The sequence below is a fragment of the Brevundimonas intermedia genome (assembly GCF_027922165.1).
GTDB lineage: Bacteria > Pseudomonadota > Alphaproteobacteria > Caulobacterales > Caulobacteraceae > Brevundimonas > Brevundimonas intermedia.
In genome coordinates this window covers 72,199-86,894 of the sequence record NZ_BSFD01000005.1, presented here as the reverse complement: position 1 = coordinate 86,894, position 14,696 = coordinate 72,199, and the positions used below count along the sequence as shown (strand labels likewise).

The window sequence follows — 14,696 nt, the reverse complement described above, 5'->3', positions numbered from 1 at the left end:
CGCTCCCGGGGGTCAGGCGATCGACCGCGCGCCCGATTCGGCGCACAGTTCTAGGATGGCGGAGGACAGGCGATGAAGCGGCAATTGCCGTTCCACGGCGCCCAGTTCGAAGGCGGCTTTGGGCATGCCGTAGACGACCGAGGTCGCCTCGTCCTGCCCCAGAGTGCGTCCACCGGCGTCGCGAATGGCCTTCAGGCCCTTGGCGCCGTCCCGGCCCATGCCGGTCAGGATCACGCCGGTCATCGGCCGCTTCAGGCGCACGACAGACTCGAACATGACATCCACCGACGGGCGATGACCATTGACCGGGTCGCTTTGCACCAGATGGCAGCGCGGCGTCATGCCGGGCGTGACTTCAAGGTGGGCGGCGCCGCCGGGCGCGAGATAGATGTGACCGGTCTTCAGCTGCGCGCCTTCGAAGGCTTCGGTCACGGTCGGCGCGCAGACGCGGTCCAGACGGGCGGCGAAGCTGGCGGTGAAGGTCGCCGGCATGTGCTGGGTGATGATGGTCGCCGGGCAGTTGGCGGGGAAACCGCTGAGAACCGTCAACAGGGCTTCCACCCCGCCGGTCGAGGAGCCGATAGCCAGAATATGGCTGGCGGCCGGTCGATAGGCGCTGGGCGCCGCCTCCCTCGCGGGGATGTCGGTGCGCGCGCGGACACGCGAACGCGCCGCTGTCTTCACCTTGTCGATAAGGTCGTGGAAGGCGTCGACGCTGGCTACGGCCGGCTTGGCCACGGCGTCCACGGCGCCGATTTCCAGCGCCGCCAGGGTCACGTCCGTGCCGGCCGCCGTCAGAGTCGAGACCATAACCACGGGCATTGGCCGCAACCGCATGATCTTCTCAAGGAATTCCAGCCCGTTCATATTGGGCATCTCGACGTCCAGGGTCAGGACGTCGGGGTTCAGTTCCTTGATGGCGGCCCGCGCCTCGATGGGGTCGGCCGCCGTGCCGACGACCTCGATCTCGGGATCTGACTTCAGAGCGGCCGAGATCAGGCCACGCATCGTCAGGCTGTCGTCCACCACCAGGACCTTGATCTTGGCGCTCATCAGCCGGCTCCTAGGCGGTAGGTGGTCAGACCTGCAGTCTGAAGCTTGTTGGCGGCCGGCCCGGCGACGCGCTCGGAATGGCCGATATAGAGGGTTGCGCCAGGCTGCATCAGCGGCACGAACCGGTTCCAGACGCGCTCCTGCGTCGGGTCGTCGAAATAGATGACGACGTTGCGGCAGAAGATGACGTCGAACTTGCCCTTCATGGGCCAGTCGCCGATCAGGTTCAGTTCCTTAAACGACACCAGTCGTTTCAGTTGCGGACCGGCGGTCCAGGCGCCACGATCGGCTCGATTGAAATATTTGCGCCACAAGGTCGCCGGCGCCGGTTCCAGGGCCTCCTCGGAATAGGTGCCGTCATGGCCCTGGGCAACCATGTTCGGGTCGATGTCGGTGGCCAGGATGCGCACATCCAGATCCGCCGCCTCGGGCAGGACCGACAGCAGGGTCAGGGCCATCGAATAGGGCTCTTGCCCGTTCGAACAGGCGGCCGACCACAGTCGCACCCGGCCGCCGGCGCGGGCCCGCTCGACCAGCTTGGGCAGGACGCGGTCGCGCAGATCGTCGAAATGGTGCGGCTCGCGATAGAAGCGGGTCACATTGGTGGTCAGGGCCGCCGTCATCTTCTGGCGTTCGTCGATTCCATCGACGCCTTCGACCAGGGCGCAATAGTCCCGGAAGCTGGACAGGCCCAGCGTCCGCAGGCGTTTGGCCAGACGCGAATAGACGAGCGCGGCCTTGCCTTCGTTCAGCGCGATGCCGGCGTGAGCGTGCAGCATTTCTGCGATCTGACGAAAGTCGTCAGCGGTGAAGACGAACTCACCCTCTACGATCGATCCCCGTCCGGGTGCGGGATTCATGCGGCTTCCGCCTCGACCTGGGGCAGGATGTGATCCAGTTCGATCAGGCTGATCATGCGGCCGTCGATGGAGAAGATGCCCTTGACGAAGGTCTTCACCTGGTCGCTGGCGACGTCCGGGGTCGGCTGCACCGAGGCGTCGTTCATCTCCAGAATGTCAGACACGGCGTCGACCAGCAGGCCGACCATCCGGCCTCCGATATGGGCGACCATGATGACGTGACGGGCCGTCGGTTCGGACGTCTCGAGCCCGAAACGCGCGCCCAGATCGATGATCGGCAGGACGGTCCCGCGTAGGTTGATGACGCCCTTCATATAGCCGGGCGAACGCGGTAACGGCGTCGCGGGGGTCCAGCCTCGGATTTCACGCACCGACATGATGTCGACGCAGAATTCCTGTCGGCCGATACGGAAGGCGATGAGTTCGCGCTGGGAGTCGTTGGCTTCATTCATGGTTCAACTCGCGAGCTTGAAGTCTGGGCGGCCGGATTTGCGGCGCATGTCGGTGACGAGGACGTCAACGTCCAGGATCAGGGCGACGCGACCGTCGCCCAGAATAGTCGCGGCGGCGACGCCCTCGACCTGCTGGTAGTTGGTCTCGAGGCTCTTGATAACGACCTGGCGCTGGCCCTGGATGGCGTCGAACAACAGGGCCGCCTGCTGGCCGCCCTCGGTCTCGACCACCACGGCGACGCCTTCGTTGGGCACCACAGGCGTATCGCGGAAGCCCATGGTCATGGCGACGTCGATCAAGGGCAGAAAACGCTCGCGGAAGCGGATGACCGGATCCACGCCGCCGACATAATGCAGGTCGCTTTCCTGCGGCGTCAGGCTCTCGACGATGGCCGGCAGGGGCGCGATCAGGATCTGGTCGGCGGCGGACACCACCATGCCGTCCAACACCGCCAGGGTCAGCGGCAGGCTGAGGGTGAAGGTCGAGCCCTTGCCGGGCACTGAGCTGATCGAGATGCGACCGCCCAGGGCCTGGATCGAGCGTTTGACCACATCCATGCCTACGCCGCGGCCCGAGATATCGGACACCACGGCGGCGGTGGAGAAGCCGGGCAGGAAGATCAGATTGTCGATCTGCTCGTCGGTCAGGGCGGCTTCGGGCGCAATCAGCCCCTTGTCGATGGCGATCTTCTTGACCCGCTCGCGATTGATGCCGCGACCGTCGTCGGAGATTTCGATGACAATCCGGCCCGAACGGTGCAGGGCGGCCAGGCGCACCGTGCCCTCGGCGGGCTTGCCGGCGGCGACGCGATCCTCGGGCGTCTCCAGCCCGTGGTCGATGGCGTTGCGCAGCATGTGGGTGATGGGTTCCGCAAGGCGCTCGACCACGGTCTTGTCGACCTCGGTGTCTTCGCCGGCGGTGACCAGGCGAACCTGTTTGGAGACCATGTCGGCGACTTCACGCACCAGGCGCGGCATGCGCTGGAACACCGACTTCACCGGCTGGGCGCGAATGGCCATGACGCTGTCCTGGATCTCCCGCGTCAGCAGTTCGAGATCTTCCAGGCCAAGGGCGATGCCCGACGAACGGGCCAAGCCGCTCTCCAGCACGCGCTGCGACAGCATCGCCTGCTGGATGACTAATTCGCCGACCACGTTGATCAGACGGTCCACCCGATCCAAATCGACGCGAATGGTGACCGGAGCGGGGGCTACGGGCGCAGCGACCTGGGCCGGCGGGACCGGAGCGGTGGTCGGCGCGGGCGCCGCAGCCACCGGGGGGGGCACAGGGGCGGGCGCAGGAGCCGGAGCGGGTTCAGGCGCTGCAGCGACGGGGGCGGGCGCTGGTGCTGGCGCCTCCGGGGGCGCGGCGCCGGCGGCTTTCGCCAGAAGCGCGGCCACATCCAGGTCGTCGCTGGCCGGCAGGACCGCCGGCGGCTCCTCTTCGAATTCCAGGGCGGGGGCGCCGCCCAGAGGCGAAACCGTCAGGTCGCAGTCGGCCTCGACGAAGTCGAACACCTCGCGGACGACCTTTTCATCGACCTCGGCGGTCAGATCGATCGTCCAGGTCAGATAGCCTTCCTCGGCGACGAGGATATCGAGCGTCGGCAGGTTTTCCGCATCCACCGATACGGTTGTCGGCCCAACCCGTCCCAGTTCGCGCAGCAGCAGGCCGGCTTCGTTGGCGCTGCCGTACATGCGGCTGTGCGGTTTGAACAGAACGCGCCAGCCCGTCTGAGCCTCGGATGCGGCGACCTCGATCTCGCCCGAACCGCCCAGATCGGCCAGAGGCTCGTCGAGAGCGGCGTCGAAGGCCATCGGGGTAAAGCCGAAGTCGTCTTCGTCTTCCTCGACAACCGGGGGCGCTTCGCCCCCGTGGGTCAGAAGTTCAAGCTCGTGCACCAGACCGGCCGAACGTTCTTCGTCCACGGGCGGCGCCAAACCTTGCGCGGCCTGGATATGGTCAGCGAGCACATCGGAGGCGCGCAGCAGGGTCTTGATCGTGACCGTGTCGCAGGGTTTACGACCGCCCCGCAACTCGTCCATCAAAGTTTCAAAGACGTGGGCGAAGCGAACCAGAGCCTCCAGGCCGAACGCCCCTGCCCCGCCCTTCACCGAGTGGACGGCGCGGAAGACGGCGTTGATGGTTTCAAGGTCGGTTTGACCCTGTTCCAGCAGCATGAGCTTCGATTCCAGGTCTGCGAGCAGTTCGTCGCATTCCTGGAAGAAGGTGGCTTTGATGGCTTCGAAGGCGTCCATGGCTTGCGGCCTGACCGATCTCTTGGGTTAGGCCGCGACGCGGCGAACGGCGTCGACCAGTTTGGCCGGGTCGAAAGGTTTGACGATCCAGCCCGTTGCGCCGGCGGCGCGGGCGCGGGCCTTCTTCTCGGCGTCGCTCTCGGTCGTCAGCACCAGGCACGGCGTGGTGCGGTGGTTCGGATCGGCGCGCATGCCCTCGATGAAGCCGAAGCCGTCCATGCGCGGCATGTTGATGTCGGTGATCACCACGTCGGCGCCGTTCGCGGCCAGGGTCTCCAGGCCATCAATGCCATCGACCGCCTGGATGACGTGGTAGCCCGCGTCCTCCAGCGCCATCAGCAGCATGTCGCGCATCGTGCGGGAATCATCGACGGTGAGGACTGTCTTTTTCACGCGAGCGTTCCTTCAATGAGGTCTTGAGCGTTGATTTCAGGCGCGCCGAAAGCGGCCCATTGTTCGGAAAAACCTTCAGACCGGGGTTCGATCGTCAGATCGGCCCCGTCGGCGGCCCAGGTCTTGTGGGCCGACAACAGCACTTGCAGACAAAGGCCGCCCAAACGTTCGACGTTGGAGGCGTCCAGCGTGATCGCCTGTCCGCGTCGGGCCAGCAATTCGGCCTTCAGCGGCTCGGCCGCGTTCATGTCCAGCACAGGTGCAAGAACGATGGCGTCGGTCATGAAAACTCTCCTCCCTCTGCCTCACAGCCAAGCATCGCATGGCGTTGGTAAATATCGCTTGAAGAGGGAATCATCAGAACTCTTCCCAACCCTCGGCGTCAGCCTCGATCTTGGGTGCTGCGCCGCCACGGCCCACGGTCTTCAGCGCCTGGATGACGCGGCTGACCGGCTTGGCGGGCGAGGCCGCCGGCGCTTGCGAAGACCGAGCGGGAGAAGAAGCCCGACGCGGCGCTGCAGCGTCTTGCGCACCCGCGCCGACCTTGAACTGGGCCACGGACGCTTGCAGGGCCTCGGCCTCCTGGGCCAACGAATGGCTGGCGGCGGTCGATTGCTCGACCATGGCCGCATTCTGCTGGGTGACCTGATCCATCTGGTTTACGGCCGTATTGACCTCGGCTAGGCCGATGGCCTGTTCCTGGGCCGAGGCGGCGATCTCCGACACCAGACCGTCGATCTCGGCGACGCGATCCACGATCCGCTGCAGGGCCTCGCCGGTCTGGCCGACCAGTTTCACGCCCGACCCGACCTGGGTGGTCGAGGCCGAGATCAGGGTCTTGATTTCCTTCGCGGCTTCCGCCGACCGTTGGGCCAGGGCCCGGACTTCCGAGGCCACCACCGCGAAACCTCGACCGGCCTCGCCGGCCCGCGCCGCCTCGACCCCGGCGTTCAGAGCCAGCAGATTGGTCTGGAAGGCGATCTCGTCGATCACGCCGATGATCTGGTTGATCTGGCTGGACGATCCCTCGATGGCCTGCATGGCCTCGACCGCATCCCGCACGATCACGCCCGAAGTCTCGGCGTCGCCCTTGGCGGCCTGGACGACTTCGGAGGCCTGGCGCGCGCCCGAGGCGGTCTTGTTGACCGTGGCGGTGATCTCGTCCAGGGCGGCCGCGGTCTCTTCCAGCGAGGCCGCCTGTTGTTCGGTGCGGCGCGACAGGTCGTCGGCGGCCTGGGAGATTTCGCCGGCGCCCGACCGGATGCCGGCGACATTGCCCAACACCACGCTCAGGGCTTGCTGCAGCTGGGCGATGGCGGCGTTGAAGTCGGTCTTCAACTGCTGCGAACGCGGCGACACCTCGACCGTGAACCGATGCGTCAGGTCGCCGTTCGACATGGCCGCCAGACCCTCGGCCAGCGCCGTCAGGGCCACGCGATCTTCTTCGGCGATCCGCGCCTTTTCGGCCTCGTTGGCCATACGCTCCTGCTCGGACATCGAGCGGTTGGCTGCGGCCTCCTGCTCGACGCGGACCTTATCGACGGCGGCGTCGCGGAAGGCGACGATCGCCTGGGCCATCTTGCCGAACTCATCCTTACGATCGGCGCCGACGATCTGAATGGTGGTGTCGCCCGCCATCAGTTTCTGCATATAGCCGATCATGCTGAAGGTCGGCCGGACGATGGAACGGGTCGCGACCAGACCGGCGGCGAGCGCCATCAGTATGGCGCCGGCCAAGCCGATCACCACAGCCATCAGCGCGCTTTCGGCGGCGGCGGCCTGCGCTTTGCGTGACGCGTCCAGGGCTGCGTCATTTCCGGCCTTCAACTCGTCGATCGCGGCTTCGACAGGTTCAATGAATTTGTCGGCGGTGCCGGTTTGACCGACCATCTGGGCGGCCTCTGCGGCCCGTCCTTCAGCGACCATGCCCTTGCCGACCTGGACGATGTTTTCATACCAGCCGTCGGCGGACTGGATCGCCTTGTCGATCGGCGCCTGACGGTCAGCCGGCAAGTCGGCGTGCAGTTGTTCCAGAGCTTCTTTGAACTTGGCGCGATGGAGGTCCACGCGTTCGGAGTAATAGACGTCTTGAGACAGAAGATAACCGCGGTAGGCGTTTTCCTGTTTGGAAAGGCGGAACTCAGCGACCGCAAGGGTCCGGTTCAGCTTGTTCTCCAGACTTCTGGCTTCGTCGGCATGCTGCAGTGCGAACAGGTTAGTCACAACGACGGCGCCCATGACGGCGATCGCCGCGAGGACGATACCGAAAGCGAGAGCGAGCTTGCGCCCCACCGGCATGTTTTCAATGAAGTTCAACTTACTCTCCCAGGGCCTTCTTACAGACCAGAACCAATCAGCACTGACAGACCGAGCCCCTTTTCGAAGGCTCCGCCGTCCTTTCCCGCCCCTGGCCCTTGCCTCGACCCCACGACCCAGGACGGGGCACGAGCCAGGAAAACGCTAGGCGCCAACAACAACCGGCATCTGCCCAACAACAATGGAAGGATGATTAATACGAATTCTGAACCGGGGCTTAGGTAGGAATGCGTAGACCCTCCAAGCGCGCTGGAACATGAGGTGGTTCAGTAGGATGCGGCCGTTTTGCTCAGCGCTGAAACGGCGACAGCACTGCCGACCATCGGTGACTTCAGCCTAGGTGGTCGCCTCGGTGGCCCTGAGCTTTTGCATGAGACCGACCATGCCGAACGTCGATCTCGCCAGGGCGCGGCTCATCGCAAGCCCCATCAGCAAGGCCATGAGGATCGCGCTGGCAAGACCCCCGGTCACGGTGATGACGGCGTTGCGCGACGCCGCACCCTGCGCATGACGCGAGGCTTCCAGCGCCACTGCGTTGACCTCCTTCAGGGTGTTGATCGCCCCTTCGACCGGCTCGACGTACCGGTCCGACACCCCGACTTGCCCGACCAACTGTTCAGCTTCTGCCATGCGACCCTGCGCCACCAGCGCCTGGCCCGCCAAAGCGACATCCCGATGCCAGCCGTCGGCCGCTTGCAAGGCTTGGTCAATCGTAGCCTGGTGCTGTTGCGGCATGTCGAGGCGCACTTCCTCAAGAGATTTCTTGAATTCGGCGCGGTGGTTCTCCAGCCGAGCGATATAATAGGTCTCCGCCGACAGCAGGTAGCCGCGATAGGAATTTTCCTGCCGGGCCAGGCGGAATTCCGCCTCCGCAAGCGCACTGTTCAACCGTTCCTCGCGCGCCAGCGCATCGCTGGCGCTCTTCAGGGCCAACAGATTGGTGACCATCAAGACTCCCATGACAACCAGCGCACCGAGCGTCAGCGCCCAAGCCAGCGTCAATTGGCGGCCCGCCGTCAGATTTCCGATCAACTTCACGCCAACCCTCCCTTGATCCCTGAACACAAGAATGAAGCCCCAGAAGGCCGGCCTGCGTCCGAGCACTTGCTCGCACGCCCCGTCAGAAACCAGCATTCCATGAACCGACAATGTGGAGCCGACCCCTACGAAACCTGAACCGGAGGTTAAGTATGAACGCGTACGAAGGGTTGGGGCAGGCACCGCCTCAGGCTGTGCTTTCTGAGGCGATCATTCGCCGCAGCGCGACCATCAAGGACAATACTGCTTTCCAGCGGAGCCGATGCCGGTATAGAAAATAAGTCAGAAAAGCGGCGATGGTGCGGTTGAGATGGTTTCGCAGCAGCGAGATCCCATATGATGCGGGAGATAGCAGAGGCCTTTACTGACTTTGTAAGGGGTCGAAGCTGGCAACCTGCCGTCACACCCTCGAGGAACGGCGTTTTTCTTGCTTGCGTCTGCGTATCGATAGCATCGGTCGTCAAAATCGCGTTGCAGGACATCGAACACGTCCACTACATGCCGCTGTTGGGCGCGGTCATGGCGACCGCTCTGCTAGGCAACCGCCCCGCCACCTTTCTCGCCATTGTGCTTTCGGTCGCCGCCGATCTGATCATGACGACGCGCCTCAGTCTGACGGAAGCGACCGCCAACACCATACTGTTCGTCCTGATCGCTTCAGTCATGGCCGAAGTCTGTCACCGGCTGGCGAGCAGAACGGCGCTGTTGCACAGCATATTGACGTCGGTTCCCGTGGTGACGCTGGACGGCGAGGGCCGTATTCTTCGCATCACGGCCCCGGCAGCCGATCTTCTGGGCGTCGCTCCGGCTAACGCGCTGAACCGCGACTTCAGCATCTTTGCACCGGACTTCGGCGAACGGACGCTTAGCGCCTTGTTGCAAGGCGACGCTCTTACGGCTCCCGCCGCAGGCTATTGGATGGCGCGTCGGCCGGACGGCGAAATCGTTCCCCTGATCATCCACGCCAGCCTGTTGGCCCACAGCGTCGATCCGGAGCGTGTCGTCCTATCTCTCGCGGATCAGAGGCAGGCTCTGGCGGTCAATGACCGGATGCGTGAACTGATGGGCCAGCTCAGCAGAAGTTGGCGGTTGAACTCAATGGGAGAAATGGCGGCCACCCTGGCGCACGAGTTGAATCAGCCGCTTACCGCCGCCACCGTCTATCTTCATGCAGGACAGACGGATATCGCCCGCGCCGGTCCGATCGGCGACAGCGCCAGCCGCGCGCTGGATCTGGCGAAGACCCAGTTGTTGCGCGCCGGGGACATCATTCGCCGCATGCGCGAACTGATCGCCACCGGCGGCCCGCAACTTACAGAAGAGCGGGTGTCATCGATGATAGAGGACCTGCGTCCCTTGTTCGATCTGATCCGGCAGGACACCGGTGTGGCCATCCGCATAGATGTGCACGAAACCCGCGACGGGGTTTTGGCGGATCGAATCCAATTTCAACAAGCGATCGCTAACCTGGTCCGCAACGCTGTGGACGCCGTTTGTGGGCACGGCGAAGGGCTCGTTTCGGTGACAGGGCGCTGTCTGGCGAACCAAGGTTATGAAATTCGAGTTGAAGACAACGGACCTGGCATCGCCGAAGACCAGATGGACCGCATCTTCCAGCCGATGATGACGACAAAGGCCGGCGGCATGGGCCTAGGCCTGTCCGTCACCCGCTCGATCGTCGAAAGCCATGACGCCGTCCTGACCGTGGGCCGAAGCCCGCTGGGCGGCGCCGCCTTCTCCTTCTGCCTATCCCCCGTCTCGGAGCTCGAAGCTGCATGACCGACCATTCCGTCTTCGTCGTGGATGATGATCAAGCCATGCGGGACTCTCTACTGCTGCTTTTGAGGGGCGAGGGCATCCGCGCCAGAGGCTTCGCCAGCGCTGCACTTTTCCTCGAGGCCCTGCCCGACGAGAAGTCCGCCTGCGTCATCACAGACCTGCGGATGCCCCAGATGGAGGGGACCGAGCTGATTCAACGCCTTCGGGTTCTAAGAGGCGAAACTTGGCCCATCATCGTCATTACCGGCCATGCCGACGTGCCCCTGGCGGTCCAGTTGATGAAGGCCGGGGTGATCGATTTCATCGAGAAGCCGTTTGATCCGAACCGCATCCTTGAGGCGGTGCGAGGCTGTCTGTCGGTGCTGGAGCGTCACGGCGTCGAAAGCGAGGTGCGCGAACAGACCGCCGCTCGCCTGGCCACCTTGACCCCGCGCGAACGCCAGGTGTTCGACGCCCTGATCGACGGCAAGTCGAACAAGGAGATCGCCCTGATTCTCGACATCAGCCCTCGCACGGTCGAAATCTTCAGGGCTAAGGTCATGCAGAAGATGCAGGCGACGAGCCTGTCCATGCTGGTGCGTCTGGGGCTCAGCGTCGCAGACGCCTGAAACTTCGGCGTAAGCGCCCCTTGAGCCGTATGGAAATCGTCGCCACCTTACGCAGGTCATGAGCGACCGGTCCGCAGGCCTCGCCCCTTCCCGCGTCACTGCGGTGCTGGGGCCCACCAACACCGGCAAGACCCATCTGGCGGTCGAGCGGATGCTGGGTCACGCCTCGGGCATGGTCGGCCTGCCGCTGCGTCTGCTGGCCCGCGAGATCTACGAGCGGATCGTCAGACAGCGCGGCGCGGCGGCCGTCGCGCTGATCACGGGCGAAGAGAAGATCGTACCGCCGCGACCGCATTATTTCGTCTGCACCGTGGAGGCCATGCCGCTGGAGCGGTCGGTCGAATTCCTGGCCGTAGACGAGATCCAACTGGTCGCCGATCCCGAGCGCGGCCATGTCTTCACCCAGCGGCTGCTGCACGCGCGTGGGCGGTTCGAGACCATGTTCCTGGGGGCCGGCACGTTGGAGCCCCTGATCCGCCGCCTGGTCCCGGACGTCGAGATCGTGACGCGCGACCGGCTGTCCACCCTGTCCTATGCCGGGTCCAAGAAGCTGACCCGCCTGCCCCGCCGCAGCGCCATCGTCGCCTTCTCGACCGAGCGGGTCTACGCCATCGCCGAACTGATCCGGCGCCAACGGGGCGGGGCGGCTGTGGTCATGGGCAGTCTGTCGCCCCGCACCCGCAATGCACAAGTGGCCCTTTATCAGTCGGGCGAGGTCGACTTCCTGGTCGCCACCGACGCTATCGGCATGGGGCTGAACATGGATGTCGACCATGTCGCCTTCGCCGGCCTGCGGAAATTCGACGGCAGGCGCACCCGCTGGCTGCACGCCCATGAGATCGGCCAGATCGCCGGCCGCGCCGGACGCCACCTGCGCGACGGCACCTTCGGCGTTACGGCCGAGGCCGAGGATCTGGACGACGATCTGGTCGAACAGGTGGTCGAGCACCGATTTGATCCGGTCGAAGCCGCCGAATGGCGCAACGCCCGACTAGACTTCGACACACTGCCTGACCTGTTACGCTCGCTGACCGTCACCCCCCAGCGCAGCGGGCTGAGCCTGACGGCCGAAGCCCTGGACGAGACCCTGCTGCGCCGCCTGATCAAGGACGAGGAGGTGGCCCGCATCGGCCGTTCGCGCGGCGCAGTGATGCGTTTGTGGGAGGCCTGCCAACTGCCGGACTTCCAGAAAACCACGCTGGACGAACACGCCCGGCTGGCCACGGACGTCTTCCACGCCCTGACCGGCAAACGGGGACGGCTGACCGACGACTGGATGGCGCCGCGCTTCGCCTTCGTGGATCGCGACGACGGCCAGATCGACCAGCTGTCAGCGCGTCTGTCGGCCGTCCGCACCCTGTCCTACATCGCCAACCGCCCCGACTGGGTCCATGACGCGCAAGGGTGGCGCGATAAGACCCGCGCCCTGGAGGATCGTCTGTCCGACGTCCTGCACGAGCGCCTGACCGCCCGGTTCGTCGATCGCCGCACCACCGCCCTGATGCGGGCCCTGAACGTGCGAGAAGACACGTTTGCGGGCGTGGCCGACGACGGCGAGGTGACGGTCGAGGGCCAGGTGGTGGGCCAGTTGGAGGGCGTCCGGTTCCAGATGGAGAAGGGCGCCTCGGCCTTGGAGGACCGCACCCTGCGCCAAGCGGCGGTCCGCGCCGTCACCCCCGAGATCAACCGCCGCCTGGGCCGGCTGGCCGCCGAGACCGACGACGGTTTCGCCGTGACGCCGGATGGAGCCGTCCTGTGGCGCGGCGTCCTGACCGCGCAGATCCAGGCCACGCCTGCGGGGGCCGACCCCTTCGCGCCCGCCGTCCGGCTGCTGGGCGAACTGGGTCCGACACCTGCCCGTGAGCGGGCCAAACGCCGCATAGAGGCCTGGCTGGCCTTCGAGGCGGGCCGCGCCCTGCGTGATCTTCGCCGTTTGCGCCAGGCGGTGGAGTCAGGGGCCCTGAAGGGCCTGCCGCGCGGCATCGCCTTCCGCCTGATCGAGGCCGGGGGGCTGATCGACCGCCGCGATGTCGAACGCGACCTCGCCGCCCTCAGCCAGGTCGAACGGCGCACCCTGAAAAGCTTCGCCATCCGCGTCGGCGCCCATTCCGTCTGGCTGCCCGGCTTGCAAAAGCCCCGCGCTCGCCATTTCGCCCAGGCCTTCCTGGACGCCCCCCTGATTCCCGCGACGCCCGATCTGATCCCCGCGCCGCCTGAACCGCCCTCGCCCCGCCTGCTCTCGGCTCACGGCCTGCGCGTCGCCGGCCGCTGGCTGGCGCCGGTCGAGACCCTGGAGAAGATGGCCGATCTGCGCGTCGCCAATACGATTGACCGGGGCCGACTGTCCGACGCCGCCCTGATCGACCTGGGTTGGACCGCCGATCAGGCCAAACAAGTCATCGCCGCCCTGAAGACCGAGCGCGCCCGCCAACCCGACAAGCCCGGCGTCGCGCCTAAACCACCTAAGGACTCCCCCTTCGCGGCTCTCGCCGCCCTGACGACGCCGCCGCCGGCGCGGGCCAAGCGTCGTCGCACGCGCAAAAAGACGGCGACGACCGGCGAAAGATGACTGACTGGACCAAACAAGCGCGCGCCGCCGATGACCTGACGCCCCGTATCGTTCAGAGCGAGCGCCGCCTGTTCCTCGAGTTCAATACCGCGCGGAGAGCCGACGGGATCGATTTCCACTGGTGGGATCGCGCGACAGACCTGATCCCTTTGACAGCCTGGCTGAGGGGGGACGGCCGCCACGACTTCTCAGACGCCGATCAAGGCTGGACCTTCGACGCTGCGCATCGTGACGGCCGCCTGTACTTCCGCCAAGGCGACCTCGACACCGGCGAGATTTTCGTCACGTTGAGCGTTGATCGCAGCGCCTTCCTGACGCGGTTCGAAACCGCACTGGCCTCCTTGCCGGCCCTGGGACTCAACCGCGAACTCCGCCCCCTCTCGGGAGCCTGAGCCGATGTCCCCTACAGAGGCGGCTTGCCGTATCGACGTCTGGCTGTGGCGCGCCCGGTTTGTGAAGACGCGGGGCCTGGCCGCCGATCTGGTCGAGAGGGGCGCGGTGCGCCTGACCCATCAGGGGCGTGAGGCGCGGCTGGACAAGCCCAGCCGCTGCGTTCATCCGGGCGACCTGCTCACCTTCGCCCAGAACGGGCGGGTCACCACACTGCGCGTCGAGGCCCTGGGCGAGCGGCGCGGGCCTGCTGGGGAGGCCCGCGCCCTTTACGCCCTTATTTCTGAATGACGAACTCGCCTTCGATGTGCAGCTTCACCTCGTCCGAAACGGCCGGCAGGGCGTATTTGATGCCGAAGTCCGAACGCTTGATGGTGGCCTCTCCGTCGAAGCCCGCCTTGTAAGCACCCATGACCGTGCCGGCGCCGTTGAACTCGACCTCGATGGTCACGGGCTTGGTCACGCCGCGCAGGGTCAAATCGCCCACGACGGTCGCCTCGTTGGCGTCGTCCGCATCGACCGTTACCGAGCGCGAGACGAAGGTTGCGGTCGGATGGTTGGCGGTGTCGAAGAAGTCGGCGGTCTGAAGGTGGGCTTTCAACCGGTCATCGTTCGGCGCGACATCCGTCAAGGGGATGGTGGCGGTCAGGGTCGAGGCGGACGGATTGGCCGGGTCCAGCTTCAACTCGGCCTTCACGTTCACGAACTGACCCGTGTAGGTCGAGAGGCCGAAGTGGTTGACCGACCAGGTGATCTTGCCATGGCTGGACTCCAGATCGTAGTTCCCGGCGGTGACCTCGGCCGGGTTCTTGGTCAGGGCGGCCTGGGCCACAACGGCGCCGCCTGCGGCGAGGCTGACGGCCAGGGCGCCGGCGAGGGCGTATTTCATGAAGGGAGTGCGCATGGGTATGTTCCGGTTGAGAAGGGGGATCGATATAAGCAATCAGTACAGTTGCGATTTGGCCTGACTGTTGTCAAG

The 14,696-nt window shown here is 65.4% G+C and carries 14 protein-coding genes; 5 read left to right on the top strand and 9 right to left on the bottom strand.

The features are described from left to right. Positions 1 to 12 precede the first annotated feature (12 nt). The 8 genes from PKE72_RS09700 to PKE72_RS09665 all read right to left on the bottom strand — a co-directional run bounded on the left by PKE72_RS09700 (position 13) and on the right by PKE72_RS09665 (position 8,371). On the bottom strand, positions 13 to 1,053 hold the full coding sequence (locus PKE72_RS09700) for a protein-glutamate methylesterase/protein-glutamine glutaminase (protein WP_271165173.1): 1,041 nt from the start codon (positions 1,051 to 1,053) through the stop codon (positions 13 to 15). Further along, on the bottom strand, positions 1,053 to 1,913 hold the full coding sequence (locus tag PKE72_RS09695) for a CheR family methyltransferase (RefSeq protein WP_271165172.1): 861 nt from the start codon (positions 1,911 to 1,913) through the stop codon (positions 1,053 to 1,055). Before PKE72_RS09695 ends, PKE72_RS09700 begins: the two co-directional genes overlap by 1 nt. Beyond that, positions 1,910 to 2,365, bottom strand: coding sequence for a chemotaxis protein CheW (locus PKE72_RS09690; protein ID WP_271165171.1), 456 nt, complete (start codon positions 2,363 to 2,365; stop codon positions 1,910 to 1,912). Before PKE72_RS09690 ends, PKE72_RS09695 begins: the two co-directional genes overlap by 4 nt. Before the next feature lie 3 nt (positions 2,366 to 2,368). After that, positions 2,369 to 4,624: a chemotaxis protein CheA gene (locus PKE72_RS09685; RefSeq protein ID WP_271165170.1), complete on the bottom strand. Its 2,256-nt coding sequence runs from the start codon at positions 4,622 to 4,624 to the stop codon at positions 2,369 to 2,371. 27 nt (positions 4,625 to 4,651) lie between these two features. After that, entirely contained in the window at positions 4,652 to 5,017 is a 366-nt protein-coding gene (locus PKE72_RS09680) for a response regulator (RefSeq protein WP_271165169.1), read from the bottom strand. Next, positions 5,014 to 5,301: an STAS domain-containing protein gene (locus PKE72_RS09675; protein WP_271165168.1), complete on the bottom strand. Its 288-nt coding sequence runs from the start codon at positions 5,299 to 5,301 to the stop codon at positions 5,014 to 5,016. Before PKE72_RS09675 ends, PKE72_RS09680 begins: the two co-directional genes overlap by 4 nt. A 73-nt stretch (positions 5,302 to 5,374) precedes the next feature. Next, positions 5,375 to 7,315 (bottom strand): methyl-accepting chemotaxis protein, encoded by a 1,941-nt coding sequence (locus PKE72_RS09670; protein WP_271165274.1) that lies wholly within the window; start codon positions 7,313 to 7,315, stop codon positions 5,375 to 5,377. Positions 7,316 to 7,669: 354 nt separating this feature from the next. Continuing rightward, positions 7,670 to 8,371, bottom strand: coding sequence for a CHASE3 domain-containing protein (locus PKE72_RS09665; RefSeq protein WP_271165167.1), 702 nt, complete (start codon positions 8,369 to 8,371; stop codon positions 7,670 to 7,672). 471 nt (positions 8,372 to 8,842) lie between these two features. On the opposite strand from PKE72_RS09665, the gene PKE72_RS09660 reads away from it, so the two are divergent. Genes PKE72_RS09660 through PKE72_RS09640 form a run of 5 tightly spaced genes read left to right on the top strand, consistent with a single transcriptional unit; the run spans position 8,843 to position 14,008 of the window. Then, positions 8,843 to 10,150: a sensor histidine kinase gene (locus PKE72_RS09660; RefSeq protein ID WP_271165166.1), complete on the top strand. Its 1,308-nt coding sequence runs from the start codon at positions 8,843 to 8,845 to the stop codon at positions 10,148 to 10,150. Then, entirely contained in the window at positions 10,147 to 10,758 is a 612-nt protein-coding gene (fixJ, locus tag PKE72_RS09655; RefSeq protein WP_271165165.1) for a response regulator FixJ, read from the top strand. The genes PKE72_RS09660 and fixJ overlap by 4 nt, the downstream gene beginning before the upstream one ends. Before the next feature lie 58 nt (positions 10,759 to 10,816). Then, positions 10,817 to 13,327, top strand: a complete 2,511-nt coding sequence (locus PKE72_RS09650) for a helicase-related protein (RefSeq protein WP_271165164.1) — start codon at positions 10,817 to 10,819, stop codon at positions 13,325 to 13,327. Next, positions 13,324 to 13,719, top strand: coding sequence for a hypothetical protein (locus PKE72_RS09645; RefSeq protein ID WP_271165163.1), 396 nt, complete (start codon positions 13,324 to 13,326; stop codon positions 13,717 to 13,719). The genes PKE72_RS09650 and PKE72_RS09645 overlap by 4 nt, the downstream gene beginning before the upstream one ends. Positions 13,720 to 13,723: 4 nt before the next feature. After that, on the top strand, positions 13,724 to 14,008 hold the full coding sequence (locus tag PKE72_RS09640) for an RNA-binding S4 domain-containing protein (protein ID WP_271165162.1): 285 nt from the start codon (positions 13,724 to 13,726) through the stop codon (positions 14,006 to 14,008). On the opposite strand, the gene PKE72_RS09635 is transcribed toward PKE72_RS09640, so the two are convergent. Next, positions 13,995 to 14,621, bottom strand: a complete 627-nt coding sequence (locus PKE72_RS09635) for a YceI family protein (RefSeq protein WP_271165161.1) — start codon at positions 14,619 to 14,621, stop codon at positions 13,995 to 13,997. The genes PKE72_RS09640 and PKE72_RS09635 overlap by 14 nt on opposite strands. Positions 14,622 to 14,696 lie beyond the last annotated feature (75 nt).

Coding starts and splice junctions, on each gene's coding strand:
- PKE72_RS09700 (WP_271165173.1), bottom strand. CDS start 1,053: ATGAGCGCCAAGATCAAGGTCCTGGTGGTGGACGACAGCCTGACGATG.
- PKE72_RS09695 (WP_271165172.1), bottom strand. CDS start 1,913: ATGAATCCCGCACCCGGACGGGGATCGATCGTAGAGGGTGAGTTCGTC.
- PKE72_RS09690 (WP_271165171.1), bottom strand. CDS start 2,365: ATGAATGAAGCCAACGACTCCCAGCGCGAACTCATCGCCTTCCGTATC.
- PKE72_RS09685 (WP_271165170.1), bottom strand. CDS start 4,624: ATGGACGCCTTCGAAGCCATCAAAGCCACCTTCTTCCAGGAATGCGAC.
- PKE72_RS09675 (WP_271165168.1), bottom strand. CDS start 5,301: ATGACCGACGCCATCGTTCTTGCACCTGTGCTGGACATGAACGCGGCC.
- PKE72_RS09670 (WP_271165274.1), bottom strand. CDS start 7,315: ATGCCGGTGGGGCGCAAGCTCGCTCTCGCTTTCGGTATCGTCCTCGCG.
- fixJ (WP_271165165.1), top strand. CDS start 10,147: ATGACCGACCATTCCGTCTTCGTCGTGGATGATGATCAAGCCATGCGG.
- PKE72_RS09650 (WP_271165164.1), top strand. CDS start 10,817: ATGAGCGACCGGTCCGCAGGCCTCGCCCCTTCCCGCGTCACTGCGGTG.
- PKE72_RS09645 (WP_271165163.1), top strand. CDS start 13,324: ATGACTGACTGGACCAAACAAGCGCGCGCCGCCGATGACCTGACGCCC.
- PKE72_RS09640 (WP_271165162.1), top strand. CDS start 13,724: ATGTCCCCTACAGAGGCGGCTTGCCGTATCGACGTCTGGCTGTGGCGC.
- PKE72_RS09635 (WP_271165161.1), bottom strand. CDS start 14,621: ATGCGCACTCCCTTCATGAAATACGCCCTCGCCGGCGCCCTGGCCGTC.